General features: G+C 33.2%; 15 protein-coding genes. 10 read left to right on the top strand and 5 right to left on the bottom strand.

Features of this window, described 5'->3' with window-relative positions; translation table 11 throughout:
* Positions 1-273: 273 nt before the first annotated feature.
* Positions 274-939 (bottom strand): uracil-DNA glycosylase, encoded by a 666-nt coding sequence (locus ACNG5D_RS07365; protein WP_418182854.1) that lies wholly within the window; start codon positions 937-939, stop codon positions 274-276.
* Between the two features lie 67 nt (positions 940-1,006).
* Here ACNG5D_RS07365 and ACNG5D_RS07360 point away from each other — a divergent pair, with 67 nt between their 5' ends.
* Positions 1,007-2,500: a YfcC family protein gene (locus ACNG5D_RS07360; protein WP_418182853.1), complete on the top strand. Its 1,494-nt coding sequence runs from the start codon at positions 1,007-1,009 to the stop codon at positions 2,498-2,500.
* A 128-nt stretch (positions 2,501-2,628) separates the two neighbouring features.
* Here the strand turns inward: ACNG5D_RS07360 and holA are convergent, their stop codons facing one another.
* Positions 2,629-3,633: a DNA polymerase III subunit delta gene (gene holA / locus ACNG5D_RS07355; protein ID WP_418182852.1), complete on the bottom strand. Its 1,005-nt coding sequence runs from the start codon at positions 3,631-3,633 to the stop codon at positions 2,629-2,631.
* A gap of 61 nt (positions 3,634-3,694) precedes the next feature.
* On the opposite strand from holA, the gene ACNG5D_RS07350 reads away from it, so the two are divergent.
* From ACNG5D_RS07350 to ACNG5D_RS07340, 3 genes are all read left to right on the top strand, one after another.
* Complete coding sequence (locus ACNG5D_RS07350; protein WP_418183066.1) at positions 3,695-4,141, top strand: type I restriction enzyme HsdR N-terminal domain-containing protein; 447 nt, start codon at positions 3,695-3,697, stop codon at positions 4,139-4,141.
* Entirely contained in the window at positions 4,138-5,127 is a 990-nt protein-coding gene (locus tag ACNG5D_RS07345; protein ID WP_418182851.1) for a glycosyltransferase family 2 protein, read from the top strand. The genes ACNG5D_RS07350 and ACNG5D_RS07345 overlap by 4 nt, the downstream gene beginning before the upstream one ends.
* 93 nt (positions 5,128-5,220) lie before the next feature.
* Entirely contained in the window at positions 5,221-6,081 is an 861-nt protein-coding gene (locus ACNG5D_RS07340) for an OmpA/MotB family protein (RefSeq protein WP_418182850.1), read from the top strand.
* A gap of 84 nt (positions 6,082-6,165) precedes the next feature.
* Here the strand turns inward: ACNG5D_RS07340 and ACNG5D_RS07335 are convergent, their stop codons facing one another.
* Positions 6,166-6,786, bottom strand: a complete 621-nt coding sequence (locus ACNG5D_RS07335; RefSeq protein ID WP_418182849.1) for an L-threonylcarbamoyladenylate synthase — start codon at positions 6,784-6,786, stop codon at positions 6,166-6,168.
* Between the two features lie 174 nt (positions 6,787-6,960).
* Here ACNG5D_RS07335 and ACNG5D_RS07330 point away from each other — a divergent pair, with 174 nt between their 5' ends.
* Entirely contained in the window at positions 6,961-7,926 is a 966-nt protein-coding gene (locus ACNG5D_RS07330) for an aspartyl protease family protein (RefSeq protein ID WP_418182848.1), read from the top strand.
* Positions 7,923-8,891 carry a glycogen-binding domain-containing protein gene (locus ACNG5D_RS07325; protein ID WP_418182847.1) on the top strand — a complete coding sequence of 323 codons (969 nt, stop codon included), beginning with the start codon at positions 7,923-7,925 and terminating at the stop codon, positions 8,889-8,891. The genes ACNG5D_RS07330 and ACNG5D_RS07325 overlap by 4 nt, the downstream gene beginning before the upstream one ends.
* A 7-nt stretch (positions 8,892-8,898) precedes the next feature.
* On the opposite strand, the gene ACNG5D_RS07320 is transcribed toward ACNG5D_RS07325, so the two are convergent.
* Positions 8,899-11,232, bottom strand: a complete 2,334-nt coding sequence (locus ACNG5D_RS07320) for an ATP-dependent helicase (RefSeq protein ID WP_418182846.1) — start codon at positions 11,230-11,232, stop codon at positions 8,899-8,901.
* Between the two features lie 361 nt (positions 11,233-11,593).
* On the opposite strand from ACNG5D_RS07320, the gene ACNG5D_RS07315 reads away from it, so the two are divergent.
* Both ACNG5D_RS07315 and ACNG5D_RS07310 read left to right on the top strand, forming a co-directional pair.
* Positions 11,594-13,150: an FMN-binding glutamate synthase family protein gene (locus ACNG5D_RS07315; protein WP_418182845.1), complete on the top strand. Its 1,557-nt coding sequence runs from the start codon at positions 11,594-11,596 to the stop codon at positions 13,148-13,150.
* A 66-nt stretch (positions 13,151-13,216) separates the two neighbouring features.
* Positions 13,217-13,738 (top strand): DUF7935 family protein, encoded by a 522-nt coding sequence (locus ACNG5D_RS07310; RefSeq protein WP_418182844.1) that lies wholly within the window; start codon positions 13,217-13,219, stop codon positions 13,736-13,738.
* Here ACNG5D_RS07310 and ACNG5D_RS07305 read toward each other — a convergent pair.
* Entirely contained in the window at positions 13,724-14,650 is a 927-nt protein-coding gene (locus tag ACNG5D_RS07305) for a patatin-like phospholipase family protein (protein WP_418182843.1), read from the bottom strand. The genes ACNG5D_RS07310 and ACNG5D_RS07305 overlap by 15 nt on opposite strands.
* A 194-nt stretch (positions 14,651-14,844) precedes the next feature.
* Between ACNG5D_RS07305 and ACNG5D_RS07300 the strand changes: the two genes are divergently transcribed.
* Positions 14,845-20,937 (top strand): PKD domain-containing protein, encoded by a 6,093-nt coding sequence (locus ACNG5D_RS07300; RefSeq protein WP_418182842.1) that lies wholly within the window; start codon positions 14,845-14,847, stop codon positions 20,935-20,937.
* A gap of 12 nt (positions 20,938-20,949) precedes the next feature.
* A complete protein-coding gene (locus tag ACNG5D_RS07295; RefSeq protein ID WP_418182841.1) occupies positions 20,950-21,945 on the top strand; it encodes a PorP/SprF family type IX secretion system membrane protein in 996 nt (331 codons plus the stop codon).

Here is a 21,945-nt window from a genome sequence, read left to right as displayed (position 1 = left end):
AAAACTAAAAGGACTTCTAAAATAGATAAAAAACCTATAATCTTAAGAACTCGTATTGTAATACCTGAAAATTCGCAGACTCTTGCTCCTACTGGAAGCTAAATAATACAAATGGTTGTGTGACTTTTAATATTTTTTAGTGTCTTAACTCTATAATAAAAAGACACAAAAATGATATTAATTATATATTCTATTTTTCTATTTGCTTCTATAATTTTAGCTTTATTTTTTCTTTTACACGTTTATATAAGAAATAAAAACACCTAATGCCTCTTACCATTTAATTGGCTTTATTTTATTTTCAACCAAATATATATTCGTATCAATAAAGTTATTATTACCAAACCAATAACCTCTATTTGCACTTAAAGGAGAAGGGTGTCCAGATGTTAAAACCTTATGCTTTTTTATATTAATTAGTTTTTCCTTTTTTTTGGCATAGCTTCCCCAAAGTAAAAAAACAACATGCTTTTTATTTTCACTAATTGTTTTTATTACTGCATCTGTAAAAACTTCCCAGCCTTTTTTTTGATGACTCCCCGCTTTATGAGCCCTTACAGTTAATGTCGTGTTTAACAACAAAACACCTTGTTTAGCCCAACGTGCTAAATTACCACTATCTGGATAAGGCACTCCAATACTAGATTCTATTTCTTTAAAAATATTTTTTAAAGAAGGCGGATGCTTAACATTATCGTTTACAGAAAAACTTAAACCATTTGCCTGCCCAATATCGTGGTAAGGGTCTTGTCCAATAATAACCACTTTTACATTTTTAAAAGTGCAAAAATTAAATGCATTAAAAATTTGGTGTGCAGGCGGAAAACAAGATAAAGTTTTATATTCTGTTTCTATAAACCTTAACAAGTTTAAATAGTACGGTTTATTAAACTCGTTTTGTAAATAAGGCGCCCAACTTTCATGAATATTAATTTCCATTTACAAGTATTCTTAAAAATAAATCTAAAAATAGCACTATCTTTCGTCTAAATAAAAATTTAAAGTATTGAAAACATTAAAATTTCCTACCGCTCAATCTATTTTATTAATTATTGCCGGATTAGTAGCCATTTTAACTTGGTTAGTACCTTCAGGAAAATACGACACCTTAAGCTATAACAAAGCAGACAATACATTTACTAGATTAAGTTTAAACAAATCTACCACACTAACAGCAACTCAAGAAACCTTAAACCTTTTAGAAATAAAAATACCTTTACAAAAGTTTACTAATGGCGATATATGGAAACCAATTAGCATACCAAACACTTATAAACAAGTAGAAGCAAAACCACAAGGCATAACCGAGTTTATAAAATCACCCATAAAAGGTATAATAGAAGGCGCCGATATTATTTTTTTAGTTTTAATAATAGGAGGCCTTATTGGTATTATTAACCATACAAGTGCTTTTGATGCTGGTATCTCATGGCTTGCCCAAAAACTAAAGGGTTACGAATATGTACTTATTATTTTGGTTACAACCTTAATAGCCATTGGAGGTACTACCTTTGGTCTAGCCGAAGAAACTATAGCCTTCTACCCTATTTTAATTCCCATATTTTTAGCGGCTAAATACGATGCTATGGTACCACTAGCCTCTATATACATTGGATCATCAATAGGTACAATGTGCTCTACAACAAACCCTTTTAGTTCTATAATAGCATCTGATGCTGCTGGAATAAACTGGACAACCGGTATTACAAGTCGTTTTATCATGTTAATTTTAGGCGCATTAATATGCATTCTATATATTATAAGATATGCGCAACGCGTAAAAAAAGACCCAACAAAATCTATAATCTACAATCAGAAAGAAGAAATAGAAAAACACTTTAGTAGCATTACAAATAACACAATAAAGTTAACCACTCGCTTAAGGCTTATACTCTTTATTTTTATTTCGTGTTTTATAGTTATGATTTATGGCGTTTCGCAATTAGACTGGTGGTTTGTTGAAATGACCGTTGTTTTCTTTATCGGAGCTATATCCATAGGTTTTATAGGCAAAATAAAAGAACACACCTTTGTAGATGTTTTTGTAAAAGGAGCAGGCGATTTATTAGGAGTTGCATTAATTATTGGAATAGCAAGAGGCATAACCATTTTAATGAACGACGGCCAAATTAGCGACACCCTACTATATTACGCTAGTAATACCACAACCGGTATGAATAAAGGCCTATTTATAAACGCCATGCTATACATATATGGTGGGTTATCCTTTTTCATACCATCATCATCCGGAATGGCCGTTTTAACCATGCCCATTATGTCGCCATTAGCCGATGGCGTAGGCATTGGTAGAGAGTTTATTGTAAACGCCTACCAATACGGTATGGGCTTATTCGCATTTATAAATCCAACAGGGTTAATTTTAGCATCGTTAGCCATAGTAAAAGTAGGATATAATAAATGGCTAAAATTTATAATGCCACTAGTTATCATTTTAACCCTTTTTACCATGCTAGTATTAACACTATCTGTATATATGTAATAAATTAGGGCGTTACCACAAGGGTCGGGCTATCCGTTACAAGTCCTCGCACCTCCTACGTCGGGCTGTGGGCTATCCACTACTATCCCTAACGCAAAAAGTTTAAACTTAATACTTACTTTGTAAAATCAAGATAAAATTTTAGCCATTAACTCCTTTAGCAAATCGCCTTGAGGCAGCGCATTAGCGCCTACACCCTTACCTTTAACATCAAACTCTCTTAAAGTAGAAATTACAGCACTTACCTTACGCATAGGAAAATTTCTAGCAGCCAATATATAGTCGTTAACAAAATAAGGATTAACCCGTAAAGCCGAAGCCACATTTCTAGGCGATTTATCTTTTAAACCATGAAACTGAAGTAATTGAGAAAAATAACTAAACAATAACGATACCGTAACCACCATAGGGTTATCCTTAGGGTTATCGGCAAAGTAGCCAACTATTTTATAAACCTTAACGGTATTACGCTCACCAATAGCCTTTCGTAGCTCAAAATTATTATAATCTTTACTAATACCAATATTCTCTTCAATAGCGTCTGGCGAAATTTGAGTTCCTTCAGGCAAAATAATTTGAAGCTTCTCTAGTTCATTATTAATTTTACTTAAATCGGTACCCAAAAACTCAACCAACATCTGTGCTGCTTTTGGCGAAATAGTGTATTTTTTTGGAGATAAAACACGTCTTATCCAATCGGCAACTTGGTTCTCATAAAGCTTTTTGCTTTCAAAAACCACCCCCGTTTTTTTTAAAGTTTTATATAAGGCCTTACGCTTATCTATCTTTTTATATTTATAATTAACAACCAAAATTGTTGTAGGCTGTGGATTTACAGCATATTTTGCTAATTTTTCTATGGTTCTAGATAAATCTTGAGCTTCCTTAACAATAATAACTTGGTACTCTGCCATCATAGGAAAACGTTTAGCATGCCCAACAATATCATCAATAGTTACATCTCTTCCGTATAACAACATTTGGTTAAAGCCACGTTCCTCTTCAGCCAACACCGTATTTTCTATAAAATCAGAAATTTTATCAATATAATAAGCCTCTTCACCCATTAAAAAATAAATAGGCTTTAAGTTTTTGTTCTTTATATCTGTAACTAATTGCTTGACTTCGTCCAAAATCGTATAAAATTTTCTAAGAAAATCACTTGATGTGATATTATAATTTTAAATTTGTATGGTGCAAAATTTAAATTTCCACACATATAACTTCCGCTTCAAAAATAGCGAAAATAAAGTTTCTATTTTTGATCCTATACGCAAAAAATTTATTGTTTTGCAGCCCGAAGAATGGGTACGACAACATTGTATTCAATATTTAATTCAAGAAAAAAAGTATCCTAAATCATTAATTAACGTTGAAAAAGAATTAACTATCAATACATTAAAAAAGCGTTACGATATTGTTGTGTATAATCCCAATGGAAGTATTCAAATTATTGTAGAATGTAAAGCCCCAAAAATTAATATAAATCAAAGTACTTTCGACCAAATAGCGCGTTACAATTTAAAGTTAAACGCAACATATCTTATGGTAACCAACGGACTAAACCATTATTTTTGCCAAATGGATTTTAAAAATGAACGTTATCAGTTTTTAAAAGAAATTCCTAATTACAATTCATGAAATTAGCTATAGTTATACTTAATTGGAACGGAAAAAAACTCTTAGAGCAATTTTTGCCATCGGTTACACAACACTCAAAAGAAGCCCGTATTTATGTTGCAGATAATGCATCGACAGACCAATCTATAACATTTATAAAAACAAATTACCCAACCATTACTATTGTTAAAAATAAAGAAAATGGAGGTTATGCAAAAGGTTATAATGATGCTTTAAAACATATTAATGCCGATGTGTATTGCCTATTAAATAGCGATGTTGAAGTTACCAAAAATTGGCTAACCCCAATTATAAAAACCTTTAACAACACCGCAAACACAGCAATAATACAACCTAAAATTTTAGACTATAATAACAAAAGTTATTTTGAGTATGCCGGTGCAGCTGGCGGATTTATAGATAAGTATGGTTACCCATATTGCCGTGGCAGGATTTTTAATACTATAGAAAAAGATACTGAGCAATACAACAACACTACCGAAATTTTTTGGGCCACAGGAGCCTGTTTATTTATAAAAAGCAATGTTTTTAAACAGCTAAACGGTTTTGACGAACATTTTTTTGCCCACATGGAAGAAATCGATTTATGCTGGCGAGCAAAAAACTTAGGCTATTCTGTACAATATGTTGGGCAATCTAAAATATACCACGTTGGTGGTGCAACACTTAAAAACACCAACCCCAAAAAAACCTTTTTAAATTTTAGAAACAGCCTTTTTACTTTAACAAAAAACGCCAATGGCTTTGTTTTTGGAAAAATTTTAGTCCGACTTATTTTAGATGGTATTGCTGGCATAAAATTTTTAATAGAATTTAAACCTAAACACACTTTAGCAGTCTTAAAAGCACACTTTAGCTATTACTCGCAATTAAAACGAGTAATAGCCCAAAGAAAACAAATAAAAAACAAAATTAAATACTACTCAAGAGCATCTATTGTATTTGATTATTACGTAAATAAAAAAACAACGTACAAAAATTTATAAATCATTAGTAAAAGTTTTGTTAAAATGTTAAAAACGACCGATTTTTATATATTTTTGTGCTAATAGTTAGAAAATTAATCCTTAATAATAATCATGAAAAAAATTTTATTACTTAGTGTATCTGCAATGCTTTTACTAAGTTCATGTGTATCAAAAAAATTGTTCACAGATCTTGAAGCAAAACAAAAAGAAACTCAAGATTTACTTAACTCTGCAACTGTAAAATTAAATGCTTGTTTAGAAGACAGAGCATCGGCTACAGCTCGTGTTGAAGCCATGAAAGATCAGTTAGAAGATTTAAAAAAGAACAACAATGCGTTAATTAAAAGTTCTCAAGACTTAACAGAATTAACAACCAAAGGAGCAACAAACCTTGAAAAATCTTTAGAAACTTTAAAAGAAAGAGATTTAAAAATATCGCGTTTACAAGATGCTATTACAAGAAAAGATAGTGTAACGCTAGCATTAGTAACAAGCTTAAAACGCGAAGTTGGTATTAACGACCCAGATATTGAAGTAAATGTTGAAAAAGGTGTTGTATTTATATCTATAGCCGATAAATTATTATTTCAAAGTGGTAGCTATAACGTAACATCTCAAGCTAAAGATGTTTTAGCTAAAGTTGCTAAGGTTATAAACAGTAAGCCAGATTTTGAGGCTATGATTGAAGGTCATACAGACAGCCAATCTTACAGTAAAGGTGTGTTAGTTGATAACTGGGATTTAAGTGTAAAACGTTCTACATCTATAATTAGAGTATTGCAAAGCCTTGATGTTAACCCTGGGCAACTAATTGCTGCCGGACGTAGCTCTTACGTACCTTTAGCAGATAATGATACTGCTGCAAACAGAGCTAAAAACAGACGTACACGCGTGGTTATACTTCCAAAAATCGATCAGTTTTACGATATGATTGAGAAAGAAATGAAAAACCTTGAAGCTGGAGGCGAGTAATTAGCGCTTTTTAATAAAAAATTGAAAAAGCTCAATCTATTGATTGGGCTTTTTTTATAGGATTGCCTATACTCTGCATAAAATCTAAAAAATCTCTAAACTACCTTTACCTTCTCTAACAATCAATGGTTCGTCTTCAGATAAATCTATAACTGTCGAAGCTTCATTATCCCCATAACCACCATCAATAACCAAATCGACCAAATTATCCCATTTTTCTAAAATTAATTCAGGGTCGGTTGTGTATTCTAAAACTTCATCTTCATCACGAATAGATGTAGAAATAATAGGGTTTCCTAATTGCTTTACAATCTCTAATGCTATGTTATTATTTGGCACACGAATACCTACCGTTTTGCGCTTTTTAAATGGATTTGGTAAAGACTTTGATCCTGGCAAAATAAATGTATACGGTCCTGGCAATGCTCGTTTTAATATTTTAAACACCGATGTGTCTATTTGCTTTACATAATCACTTAAATTACTTAAGTCATGACAAATAAAAGAAAAATTAGATTTCTCTAGTTTTACACCTTTAATTCTAGCTACTTTTTCTAAAGCCTTAACATTAGTAATATCGCATCCTAAACCATAAACCGTATCTGTTGGATAAATAATTAACCCACCCTTTTTTAAAATATTAACTACCTTACTAATTTCCTTAGGGTTAGGATTTTCTTCATAAATTCTTAAAAACTCAGCCATAAAAAACTTACCTATCAATTATGTAACATAGTAAATATATTTCTTATTTGCTTAATTTCTAAATATAATAGGCAATAACAACAAATATCTGTTTAAAACTTAAAATTTTCGTAAATAAAAATCTTTTTAGTTTTATATAATGTAACATTATACTCAAAACTTAGTCTTAGTAATATGTTAAGACTTCTTTTGGTTTTATTTTTTCTTACCGTAAATATATCTTTTGCCTTTGCTACAAACGATATAAAAAACCCCATACGTTTTACTCAAGCCGAAGTTTTAAATAAGTATACAACCAGAATTCCTTTTAAATTAATTGATCATTTAATTGTTGTAAAAGCAGAAATTTTAAACAAAACAGGACATTTTATTATCGATACAGGTTCTGAAACTTTAATATTAAACAAAGTGCATTTTGCAAACATTTACAACTACCAAAAAAAGGAGCAAATGGCTTCTGGAATTATGCAATCTGTAGAAAACTCATATAAAAAACATATTAAGGAATTTAAAATTGAAAATTTTAAATTAGAAAATAAAAGTTCTGATGTTATAGATTTATCGCATATTGAAAAAAGTAAAAAAATTAAATTGTTAGGTGTTATAGGTTACAATATTTTAAAAGATTACGAAATATTTATCGATATGTATCTTAACCAAATAACACTTACCAAAGTAAATGCTTTAGGCGATAAATTGGATAAGCACGTATATCTGGAAAAGATAACAGATAGCTTAAATTTTACTTTAAAACAACATACTATTGTTGTTAATGCTACTATTAACAATCAAAACGTAACCTTAGGAATTGATACCGCTGCAGAGTTTAACCAAATTAATAAAAGTGTAAATAAAAAAGTTTTAAAGTATTTTATTCCAAAAAAGCGCTTACATTTAACTGGTATAAACCACAAAAAAATTGAGGTTTTGGCAGGAAAATTGCACCGTGTAAAACTAAGTAACAAAACCTATTTTGGCCCTATGTTTACAGTATTAACTAACTTAAATAAAATGAACGAAGCCTTTGGCACTAGCCTAGATGGTATTTTAGGCTACGAGTTTTTTGCGCAAAAAAGAACCATAATAAATTATCAAAAAGAAAAGCTATATTTTATAAATTTCCCGTTAAACCATCAATGAAAAAGTTAAAGCATCATATTGTTTTTTTTATTCTTATTTTTTTTAGCCTCAATCTCTTTTCGCAAAATAAAGATTTTAAAGGTTATAAAATTGAAGGCGATAGTGTTGTTTTTACTTTTGATGCTAGAGATTATAAAAAATTTACCCAAGAGCATACAGGACAAATTCTAGACTTTCAAGATTTAGATATCAATCATGTTGTTGTTTCTGGCGAGTTTAACAGGTGGTCTAGAGACCATTGGAAAATGAAACAAATAGGCGCTTACACCTATGAACTTAAAAAAAGTATTACAGACTTTAACGATGCGTTTGCTTGGGAGTTTAAGTTTGTAATTAACAACGCGCTTTGGGCAGAACCTTCAAAAAACGACCCAAATACTGCAAAAGCCACTAATAATGGTAAAAAAATACATGGTATTTATAATTTAAAAATGTATACTGCCTTTCCTAGCGAAACGGGCAATGCTAGTTTTAAACTAAAGGGTTTTAAAGATGCTAAAAAAGTAATTCTTGCAGGTTCTTTTAATAAATGGGACGAACAGCTTTTTAAAATGAATAAAACAAAAAATGGCTGGGAATTAACATTACAAATGAAACCCGATATTTATCAATACCGCTTTATTGTTGATGGACATTGGATGGAAGATCCAGATAACCCATACAAAACAAGAAACGAATTTAGCGAATACAACTCTGTAATTAATATAAAAGCGTATACTACATTTAAGCTAAGAGGTTATACTAATGCTAAAAAGGTAATTTTAACAGGCTCTTTTAACAATTGGAACGAAAACGAATTTTTAATGCGTAAAATGGATTACGGCTGGAAATATGTAATTCCGCTTTCTGGTGGCAAACACCATTATAAATTTATTATTGATGGCGAATGGATTACAGACCCCAATAATACTGTAAAAGAACACGATGGCAATGGCCATATTAACTCGGTATGTATGGTAAAATAAACCCTTACTACCCTATAATTTCTAACTTAGCAAAGCGTAACAATAATTTTTTAACACCACCGTGCTGGAAACTAATTTCGGCTTTTGTATCGGCTCCAATTCCTTCAATTTTTTTAACTTCTCCAGTACCAAAACGCATGTGCTTAACAATATTACCAACAGCCAGTTTACTATCAAATAAATTGGTATTGTTATTGGTTTTAGCAACAGGTTTTAAATTTTTAGGAGCAGTTACTTGAAACTTTTCGGGTTCTTTTTTAGCGATATTACCTTTTTTAAATACAGGCTTTTTGGCTGGCTTGTATCTAATTTTATTAGGTTCTACATCTCCAAAAATATTAGCATCTAGCATTGGGTTAAAACGTTGCTCTTCAATAGGTGTTACAATATCTAAATATTGTTCGTCTATTTCTTCTATAAAACGACTAGGTTCAGAATCTACTAATTTTCCCCACCTATATCTAGATAAAGCGTATGTTAAATAAGCTTGTTTTTCTGCTCTGGTTAATGCTACATAAAACAGGCGTCGCTCCTCCTCTAGTTCACTACGTGTATTCATACTCATAGCGCTAGGAAATAAATCTTCTTCAAGACCAACTATAAATACGGTTGGAAACTCTAAGCCTTTTGCTAAATGTATGGTCATTAATGCCACATGGTCGGTATCGCCTTTATCAGCATCTAAATCGGTTGCTAAGGCAACATCTTCTAAAAATTCTGCCAAACTTCCTGTAGTATCGGCTATTTCTTTTTGGCCTTCAACAAAATCCTTCATACCATTTAAAAGTTCTTCAATGTTTTCCATTTTGGCTACACCTTCTGGCGTTCCATCTTTATTGAATTCTTTTATTAAACCTGTGGTTCTGGTAACGTGTTCTGCCAATTCAAAAACATCGGCGGTTTGGTTCATGACCTGAAAACTTTCTATTAAAGTTACAAAGTTTAGTAATTTGGTTTTTGTTCCTGTATTAATCTTAACATTGGTTTTATCAATGTTTTTCATCACCTCAAAAATGGTGCGTCCATAACCATTAGCAGCTACTATTAACTTATCAATAGTAGTTTGCCCAATGCCTCTTGCTGGAAAATTAATAATACGCTTAAGAGCCTCTTCATCGGCAGGATTAATAATTAAACGTAAATAAGACAATACATCTTTTATTTCTTTTCGTTGATAAAACGATAAACCTCCATAAATCCTATAAGGAATATCGCGTTTTCGTAATGCATCTTCAATAGAGCGCGACTGCGCATTAGTTCTATACAAAATTGCAAAATCGCTATTTTTTAATTGATTTTGCATTTTGTTTTCCCAAATGGTACTGGCTACATATCGCCCTTCATCTGCATCAGTTAATGAGCGGTTTACTTTTATTTTTGGACCTTCATCATTAGCTGTCCAAACAACTTTATCTAGCTTGGTTTCATTTTTGTCTATTATAGAATTTGCGGCATTTACAATATTTTTTGATGACCGGTAATTTTGTTCTAACCTAAACACCTTTACATCATCATAATCTTTCTGGAAGTTTAATATATTATTAATATTAGCGCCACGGAATGCGTAAATACTTTGCGCATCGTCTCCCACCACACAGATATTTTGAAACTTATCTGATAGCGCTCTAACTATTAAATATTGCGAATGGTTTGTATCTTGGTACTCATCAACCAAAATATATTTAAAACGGTTTTGGTACTTGGCCAATACTTGAGGGAAGCGTGTAAGTAATTCGTTGGTTTTTAATAGTAAATCATCAAAATCCATAGCTCCAGCTTTAAAGCATCTATCTACATATTCTTTATAAATATCGCCCATTCTAGGACGTCTTGCCATAGTATCGGCTTCTATAAGTTCAGAATTTTGAAAATAAGCACGTACCGTTATTAAACTATTTTTATACGATGATATTCTTGATCGTACTTGCTTATATTTATAAACATCTTTATCAAGATTCATTTCTTTAATAATAGAAGCTATTAATCTATCAGAATCTTGAGTATCGTATATGGTAAAATTACTTGGATACCCTAATTTATCGGCTTCAATACGTAAAATTTTAGCAAATACAGAGTGGAATGTTCCCATCCATAAATTTTTGGCCTCGCTTGAACCAACAATCGATGCTATACGCTCTTTCATTTCGCGGGCTGCTTTATTTGTAAACGTAAGCGATAATATATTAAAAGGATCTATTCCTTTACTCATCATGTAAGCTATACGAAATGTTAACACACGCGTTTTACCCGAACCGGCGCCAGCAATAACAATCATAGGACCATCTACTTGAATTGTAGGCTCTAATTGCGCTTCATTTAACTGGCTTAAATACTTTTCCAAATCATCTTCATTTTATCGTGTGAAAATAACTAATGTTAAGCTTTTATTACCTTAGAATTATTAATAATTATAAACATTTTTTGCAAAACGGCCTTTAACCAAAATTTAAACATTTATAAGCTTCAAAAACTATATGTTATATATAAAACCGTTTTCTTTTAATACTTATCATATCTGTAAACTATGAAAAAAAGAACAGATGAAACCATTATAAATCGTTACTTTTCTTATTATCAGAAATCGAGTAATGCTACTAAATTAATATTTCATTATACACTCAATTTTTTAATTAATAAAAACAGTTTACTTTTGGGGTAAAAGCACTAACTTAAATTACTTTTTTACTTTTTAAACAATTAAAATGGATACAGTTTTAGAATTTTTATCAAATATAACCTGGTGGGGATGGGTTTTAATCGTTTTAGCCATAGTAGCTATACGCGATGTTTTTATACAAAAATCGCATACTATAAGTCATAACTTCCCTATTATTGGTCATTTGCGCTATTGGCTTGAAAGCATTGGACCAGAAATGCGCCAATATTTTGTAGCTAATAATAGAGAAGAATTACCTTTTAATCGTATTGAACGCGGTTGGATTTACGCCTCTGCAAAAAAAGAAAATAATTATGAAGGTTTTGGTACAGATAGAGATATTTATACGCATCAGCATATTTTTATAAATAATGCCATGATGCCTTTTAAACTACCAGACAACCATCCGCATAAAACCGACAATACATTTTTACCTTGTGCTAAAGTTATGGGCGAGTTTAATAAACGTAAACGCCCTTACAGGCCAGCTTCAATAATAAATATATCGGCCATGAGTTTTGGTTCGCTATCTGCAAAAGCTGTAGAATCTTTAAATAAAGGCGTAAAAATAGCGGGTGCATACCATAATACTGGCGAAGGTGGTTTATCTCCATACCATAGTAATGGTGGCGATGTAGTATTTCATTTCGGAACAGGATATTTTGGTGTTCGTGCCAAAGACGGTGGGTTTTCTATGGAAAAAATGATAAACTTAGTTGAAAAAAATCCATTTATTCGAGCAATAGAAATAAAACTATCTCAAGGAGCAAAACCAGGCAAAGGAGGCGTTTTACCTGGTGCTAAAATAACCAAACAAATAGCAGAAATTAGAGGTGTTGAGGTTGGTAAAGATGTATTATCGCCGCCAAACCACAAAGCGTTTTCTAATGTTACTGAAATGGTAGATTTTATTGAAAAAATAGCCGAAGCTACTGGATTACCGGTTGGTATTAAAGCTGCTATAGGCAAATTAGAGCAATGGGAAGAGTTAGCAGATATTATGAAAACAACAGGTAAAGGTCCAGATTTTATTACTGTTGATGGCGGAGAAGGCGGTACTGGTGCCGCTCCTCCTAGCTTTGCCGATCATGTTTCTTTACCATGGGTTTACGGTTTTAGCGATTTATATAAACTCTTTAAAAGCAAAGGACTTTCAGAACGCATTGTATTTATTGGTAGCGGTAAACTTGGTTTTCCTGCCAAAGCCGCCATGGCTTTTGCTATGGGTGCCGATTGTATTAATGTAGCCCGAGAAGCCATGATGAGTATTGGCTGTATACAAGCTCAAATTTGCCATACAAACCGCTGTCCTGCTGGAATTGCTACCCAAAAAAAATGGACACAAAACGGAATAAACGTGCCTTTAAAATCTGAACGATTAGCACAATACTTTAAAACGTTTAGAAAAGAATTGATTGAAATTACTCATGCTGCTGGTTACGAACACCCTTGCCAATTTAAAATGAGTGATATTGAAATAAATGTAGACGACCATAACCTAGCTACAGGACTAAACAAAACTTATTTGTACGACAAAACACCTGTACCTTTTAACGGCATTCAAGATTTAAAAGATTGCATGCACTTAGGTGGCTCTAAATAAACGTGAAATAAATATTTTTTGTACAATAACTACAAACACTTATGTTTGTAATTAAATCGTTTGATTATGGAAGTTAGTCGCATTATTGATCTGTTTTTATTTGCAATTCCGTCTTTAATTGTTGGAATTATAGCCTATAATTTTTTTAAAATACACACTAATAATGAAGATGGCAGGCGTCGTTTTTTACTAAAAAAAGACATGCAAGTAAATGCTATGCCTTTACGTTTACAAGCTTACGAGCGTATGGCTCTTTTTTTAGAGCGTGTTTCGCCTTCTAAACTACTTATTAGAGTAACTCCAAAATCCTCAAATAAAGATGATTACGAAGCTTTACTTATACAAAGTATAGAACAAGAATTTGAGCATAACTTATCGCAACAAATATATATAAGCGATAAGTGTTGGAATATTGTAACAACAGCTAAAAACGCAACTATTCAACTTATAAGAAAAGCAAGTATGCTTGAAAAAACAGATACAGCCAATAAACTAAGAGAAGTTGTTTTAACCGAAATGATGGAACGCCGTTCGCCCAGTGATGCTGCTCTATCTTTTATTAAAGAAGAAGTTTCAGAGTTGTGGTAAATCTTTTTCGCGTAACTCGTTAGATTGCGCTTGCTCACTTTTTTGTTTTGCATAATAATACCCTTGTTGCCACCACGATGTCATTAATTTTTTATTAAAAACTAATGAGTTTTCGGTAAGTTTTGATGGTGTATAATACAAATTAAGCTTAACGTGTTTATTTTTAGCTGCTAATTTTCCAATTAAAATATCACTTCTTTCAACTTGATCTAGCAAGTGTCCAAATAAATTTAACATTAATGAAAATGGATTTTTACCAAGCACTTTATTATACGCCAAACTTTCAGACTCTAAAATAATAGCATCAATCTCTGTGGCACCTCTTAAAATAGCTTCTCGTATAGGTACAACACAACCAAAAGCGCCATCGGCATATTCAAATCCATCTTTTTTAACTAAAGACATAAATGGCACATAATTACAAGACACCCAAATCCAATCGCAAAATTCGTCATAACTAAAATCTTTAATAGATTTATATTCTACAATATTTTTAGATAAATTAGAAACTGTAACAACAACATCTTCCTTTGTTTCTTTTATATTTAAGTACTCTTCGTATGTAAAATGCTTTTTAAGATATTTACGTAATGCTTTACTTTCGCCAAAGGTGCGTTTCATTTTAATAAACTGCCATAACGAGTTTATAAAATCGATAGAAACAAACTCTCTGTCACCTTTTTTTCTTATTACAAAGGGGTTTACACTAAAGATATTACTTTGATTTACATTTGTAAAAACTTTATGAATTTTATCTATTTTGCCTGCTGCCAAGTGCGGAATTAACAAACTCCCTGTTGATGTTCCTAAAAACAAATCGTACACCCTACCTTCTTCTTTAATTAAATACTCGGCAACTCCTCCTGCATATGCGCCTTTACTCCCTCCACCAGAAATTACTAATGCTTTCATATATTAATTTTCTAATTGTAAATATAAATCATTATTCTACTATTTAAAAAGTATAACATTTTTTTAAAATTTAAAATTACATCCCCAGTATTCGGTATTTTAAAGAAAAAACCAACATATATTCTTGATAAATAGTGCTCCTTTAAAAAGAATAATTATTTTAGTATCAGCTATTAACAACCAAACTTTTACACATGAGAAAGAATTACTTTCTTACCATATTTGCATTTTTTATAATTAGTTTTTCGTTTTTTGCTTTAAATAAAATTCATTTTAATAAACTTAGTTTAAATCATGCTTTTACAACCGTTTTAAAAAGGAACACTACTAATTTTAAACGACCTCCAAATGCAACTATTTCGGGTTCTACAACAGTTTGCAGAAACGCTACACCGCCACAAGTTACTTTTACAGGATCTGGAGGAAATGCACCTTACACATTTACTTACACCTTAAATGGTGCAACGCAAACGGTAACATCTACAGGCGATACAGCAACAGTTACGGCAAACACAAATACAGCAAGTACTTACACATATCAATTAGTATCGGTTAGCGACAATACCAACGATACTTCTGCTGCAAGCGGTACAGTTACAATTGTTGTAACAGAATTACCTACTGTTAATTTTACTTTTAATAATGCAGGTGCTTGTGCAGATACTTCTATAAACTTTACATCAAACGTTTCAGGTAACGCGCCATTTACATATAGCTGGAATTTTGGAGATGGTGGCACCAGTACTGCCAACAACCCTTCGCATGTTTTTAATGCCCTAGGTTGCGGAACAGAAGATTACGATGTTATACTTACCGTAACAGACGCTAATGGATGTATAAACTCTGTTACACATACCATTACCGTGCAAGAAAAACCGTTACTTGAATTTGAAGATGTGGATAACAGATTCGATCCTTTTAACAATTGCGGAAACAATACAACAGACCCTTCATACACCATAAATGTTGGCATAGCAAATACATCGCCTTGTGTAACATCTTACAATGTTGATTGGGGCGATGGTAGTGCAGTAGAAACCAATGTAACTTTTCCTGCTACACATACCTATACACAATTAGGTTCATTTAATATGAGAATAACAGGTATTGGTACAAATTGCGATAATACGGTAACGTATTTAATAAAAAACTCAAGTAACCCAACTGGATCCATTGTTAACCCAGGTAATACGGTTAACCTTTGTACTCCTGTTCCTGCCATTGAATTTGCTATAGGATCATGGGCTTCAAACCCGCCCGACACTAATTATTATATCGATTTTGGTGATGGTACAACCGAGTTTTACACGCAAAGCCAACTAGAAGCTTCTCCTTATTTTAATGCTGCCGATCCTATAAATTCTCAAAATTTCCCAATACCACATACTTACACAGAAACTAGTTGCCCTAATTCTTATACCGTAATTTTAAACATTGTTACATCGTGTGGGCAAACCAATTTAACTGCTGGGCCTATAATTATTTTAAGAAGACCCGAGGTAGATTTTGAAGATCCTCCTACAAGTTGTGTTAATACAGCTGTTTCTTTCCAAAACACTTCTTTAAATGGTTATAGCAATAATTGTAGTATAAATGATGGTTATTATTGGGATTTTGGTGATGGCTCTACATCTACTATGCGTAACCCAAGCCATACGTACACTACACCTGGCACCTATACTGTTTCATTATATGGCGAAAACTCCTGTGGTGTTACCAACACAGTAACCAAAACCATTTGTATAGAACCCGAACTTGTAGCGGCTTTTACCGTAGACACTAATAATGGGTGTACACCATTAGCTATTCAAGCTACAAACACTACAGATTTAAGCGAAAGCTGTGGCGGAGAAACTTATTTATGGGAAGTTACTTTTGTTCCTGAATTTTGCGGAACTAATCCTGTACAATGGAATTTTACCAACGGAACAGATGAAAACTCAGCTTCACCTTCGTTTAATTTTATTTCGGCTGGAACCTATACATTATCACTAACTACCGAAAATTCTTGCGGCACGAATACTACATCTGAAACTATTGAAGTTAAACAACCACCAACAGCTACAATTAGTAATATTAATAACTCATGCGGTTCGGCATCTATTACGCCAACTGCCAATGTAGATAGTTGCGCTCCAAGTACAGAAACCATAACTTACAGTTGGGATTTTCCTGGAGGTACACCAGCAACAGCTAACACTTTAAATCCTGGCACAATAGTTTACTCTACTCCTGGTAATTATCAAGTAACATTTAGTATTACTAACGGCTGCGGAACAACAACAGATACTGAAGACTTTACAGTAAACCCTATTCCAACCATAACAAATACAGATTTAACACAAACCATTTGTTCTGGCACAAATACAAGTGAAATTATTTTAACCTCAAATATTACTTCAACTACATTTAATTGGACCGCCACAGCACCTACTGGAGTTACAGGTTATATAGCTTCTGGAAATACAGCAACCATCCCAACTCAAACTATTTATAACTCCAATACAACTTCAGAAGATGTTACATTTGTAGTAACGCCTTCAGCAGAAGGTTGCGACGGAAATCCAGTAAATATTACTATTACCGTAGATCCTGCTCCAGAATTTACAAGTCAGCCAATTTCAGAATCTGTATGTTTAAATGGCGCTATTACTCCCCTATCGGTTTCTGTTAATGGACCAGGCACACCAACTTATCAATGGTACAGCAACACAACAAACACAAATACAGGAGGCACATTAATTGCAGGAGAAACATCATCAACCTACATACCACCAAACAACCCTGTTGGAGTTATTTACTATTACTGTGTTGTTTCATTTACATCGGGTGCTGGTTGTAACGAAATAACCTCTAATGTAGCTACAATAGAAATAGTTGAAGGAATTCAAATAGACACAAACCCAACACCTACGCAAAGTTTATGTGTTGGCGGCGATATTTCTTCTGCGTTAAGCATTACACATTCTGGAGGTACAGGCACCATTTCCTATCAATGGTATAGTAATACAACAAATACAAATACTGGAGGTGTTTTAATTGCTGGTGCTACAAATTCAAGCTATACGCCACCAACCTTTAATACACCTGGTAGTTATTATTACTATGTAACTATTACACTTAACGGAAGTGGTTGTAATGATATTACCAGCGAAGTTGCCGAAATTATAGTTGTGAGCGACCCCATAATTACAAATCAGCCGTTATTAACCCAAACCATTTGTCAAGGCACAACACCTCAAAGCTTAGAAGTAACAGCCTCTGGTGGTTTAGGTACAACTTATACTTACCAATGGTATAGCAATACGGTAAATTCAAATATTGGAGGCTCTATTATAGCAGGAGCTACAAACCAAAACTTTACACCGTTAACAACTATAGTTGGCACTATGTATTATTATGTTATTGTCTCTCAAACAGGTATTAATTGTAATGTAACCAGTAACACATCTGAAGTTATTGTAAACGCAGCGCCAAATTTCACATCTCAACCCATTTCAGATACTTATTGTTTAGGCGACACTTTAAACCAATTAACTGTTAGCTATGCCAATGGCGTTGGCACACCAACTTACCAATGGTATTCTAATACAACAAACGATACAACTACTGGAACTGCAATTACAGGAGAAACAAGCTCTACTTTTAATCCGCCTTCTGGAAATGTTGGCACCGTTTATTATTACGTAATAATAACTTTCTCTTCTGGTGGTTGTACAGAAATTACTTCTAATATAGCCGAGATTACTATAAACCAAACACCAAATATTAGCGACAAATCTGATATTATTTGTAGCGGCAATAGCTTTGTAATTTCGCCCGACAATTCTGGCGGAGATATTGCGCCAACAGGCACAACCTACACTTGGCCTGCACCAATAATTAACCCAGCAGGAACAATTACTGGGACTTCAAGCGAAAACACACCACAAAACAATATTAGCCAAACCTTAACCAATATTACTACAAACCCATCTACCGTAACCTATACTGTTACTCCTACTACTGGAATTTGTGTTGGCAATACGTTTGAGGTCGTAATTACTGTTAACCCTTCAATAAGCATAACTTTTAATCAAACCAACAGTAATTGCTTTTCTGCAAATAATGGTTCTCTAGATATTACAATATCTGGAGGCGTACCATTTACTACAGGCAACCCCTATCAAATTACATGGACTGGTCCAAATGGTTACACCAACACAAATGAAGATATTGCTAATTTAGAACCTGGAGATTATACTGTTAATATTTTAGACAATGGCGGGTGCCCATTCTCTGAAACTTTTACTATAACAGAACCTGACGAACTTATTTTTTCTAATATAGATTTTAACCCCGAAACCATTTCGTGCTTTAACGCTAATGATGGCGAAATTAATATAGAAATAGCTGGCGGAACAACACCTTACACTTACAATTGGACAAGAAATGGCATGCCATACGCAACAACCGAAGACCTCTCGAACTTAAGTCCTGGCAACTACGAAATTACAGTAACAGACGCCAATAACTGTACACCTATAACTCATAACGTCTCGGTTGTAGAACCAGACGAACTTATTGTAAGTTTAGCAAACCAAGTAGATGTTATTTGTTATGGAGACGCTACTGGTGAAATTAATATCACTACAGTTGGAGGTAGAACTTTTGAAGTATCTCCTGGTGTTTTTGATTATTCGTATTCATGGACAGGGCCAAATGGTTTTACTAGTAACCAACAAAACATAACAGGTTTAATAGCTGGAACTTATAATGTAATAGTAACCGACAGATCTAATTGTACAGATACTTTAGAGGTAATTATAAATCAATCTGATGAAATTCTAATTGATTTTACAGCGACAGAAATTGAATGTTATGGTGATAACGATGCATCGATAACCATTAATAATATTTCTGGGGGCAACCCTCCTTATAATGTTACTTGGAGTAATTTAGGCTCTGGTATGTCGCAAACCAATTTATCACCTGGAGACTATACTATTACCGTTACAGACCAAACAAATTGCGACAAATCGGTAACAATTACTATATCAGAACCTCCTATTTTTGCTATAAATCCAGTTGTAAACAACGTATCATGCTATGGAGAGCAAGATGGTAGAATTGTTTTAAATCTTGTTGGCGGCATACCGCCTGTGTCATTAATTTGGGATGACGACCCTACAGCTGGCGTAGAACGAAACAATATAGGCCCAGGAACTTACACCGTTACCATAACCGATGGCAAACCTTGTATTATATCTGAAACCTTTACCATAACAGAACCTAACGACTTATCCCTATCGGCCAATACAACCGATGCCTTAAATTGTGATGATGCAAATAGTGGCGCTATTAATTTAATAGTAACTGGTGGCTCTCCGCCTTTTAGCTATGCTTGGTCTAATGGCTCTACAACCGAAGATTTAACAAACATACCTCCAGGCGATTATGCTGTTGAAGTTACCGATGCTAATAATTGTACCATTTCTGGCGAATGGCCCATTAACAGGTTTGAGCCACTAGAATTAAACATACAAACAGAAACCAATTTTAATTGCGAAACAAAAACCGTAAACCAATCCTTTATTGCTATGGTTACTGGAGGCGTTCCGCCATATAACATAAACTGGTCTAGCGGAACAATTAGCGGCGCTAATAATGAAATAATGAGCACCAACCAAGATGGCTTAGTTATTATTGATGTTATGGATAGTGTTGGCTGTACTTCTAGTTTATCTTACAATGTTGAAATACCAGTTTTAGGAAATCCAGATTTCACAGCAACTTCTACAGCAATAAGTACTTATGGTTTTTATTCTGTGGAAGACCCTATTGAATTTACTAATTTATCTACAGGAAATTACGTTTCTGTATCATGGGATTTTGGTGATGGTAATTTTTCATCAAACGAAAACCCAACACACACTTACCTAAACGAAGGTTCGTATCTAGTTACACAAACCGCGGTTTACCCTTTTGGCTGTGTTTACACCAAACAACTTTCATTAATTATAGAAAAAGGATATAGTTTAATTATGCCAAATGCATTTACCCCTAATGGCGATAGCATGAATGCTTATTTTACACCAGAATCGATTGCCCTTAGTCATATAGAATTTAATATTTACGATACTTGGGGAAGCTTAATTTATTCTGAAAAAGGAGACAGTATTAAAGGCTGGGACGGAAAAATAAACGATGCCGAAGCAGAAAACGGAAACTACTATTTTACCCTTGTAGCTAAAACATTTTATGGAAAAATTATTACTCGAAAAGGAGCGTTTGTTTCTATTAAATAAGCAAAAATAAAGATGAAAATAAAGTTATTTATAATTATAATACTGGGTTGCTTATCATATAAAGCGCAAGCACAAGATCCTGTTTTTACACAATATTTTTTAGTACCCGAAACCTTAAACCCTGGGTTTTCTGGTTTTGAAGACGCTTCGTATTTTGGTTTAATACACCGAACGCAATGGCCAAGCTTAGATTTAAGAGTAGATACCGAGTACGCTTTTTTTAACTCTTGGATTGAAGATGTTGGCGGTATAGGATTTAGCATTATAAACCAACGAGAAAACAATACCAAATACAACCATTTACAAGGTAATGCCAATTTTTCGTACCATGTTAATTTAGCTAACGACTGGTATTTTAGACCCGCCGTCGAGGTTGGTTTTGGAACAAAATCATTTAACTTTAGCGGCTTGGTTTTATCCGATCAAATTAATATTAACTCAGAAACTATAAACGCAACATCTACCGATCCTTATGCTCTAAATGCTAACAGAAATATTAGTTTTCTTGATTTTTCGGCAGGTTTTGTTTTCGATAAAAAAAACACACGAAACAATACCGATTTATGGCTAGGCGCTACAGTAAAACACTTAAACAAGCCTAATATTTCGTTTGTTGAAAATGGCCATGCACCTTTAGATATTTTTTACTCTATTCATGCTGCTTATAAGTTCCCTTATTTTGATTATAACGATTTATTACTGTCTGTAAATTACATGCAACAGGGCGAATACAACCGTTTAGATATTGGAGCCATGGCGCGTTTAGAAAAACTAATGCTTGGCGCTACAGCTGTTACAAACCCAGCTAAAAACAATCAAAACAGCCATTTATTAACTTCGGTAAATGCTTTTGTTGGTTTAGAGTTTGAGCAACTACGCTTTGGGTTTTCGTATGATTTAAACACAACAAATATAGGAAGAACAGATGGGGTTTACGAGCTATCTATTACCTATCTAGCTAAATGTTTAATTTGTCAAAACCCAGCAAATACAGAGCGTAGAAAGTAA

Origin of the sequence: Algibacter ulvanivorans, from assembly GCF_048381495.1 — a bacterium.
GTDB lineage: Bacteria > Bacteroidota > Bacteroidia > Flavobacteriales > Flavobacteriaceae > Algibacter_B > Algibacter_B ulvanivorans.
This window is presented reverse-complemented; position numbering and strand designations above follow the sequence as displayed.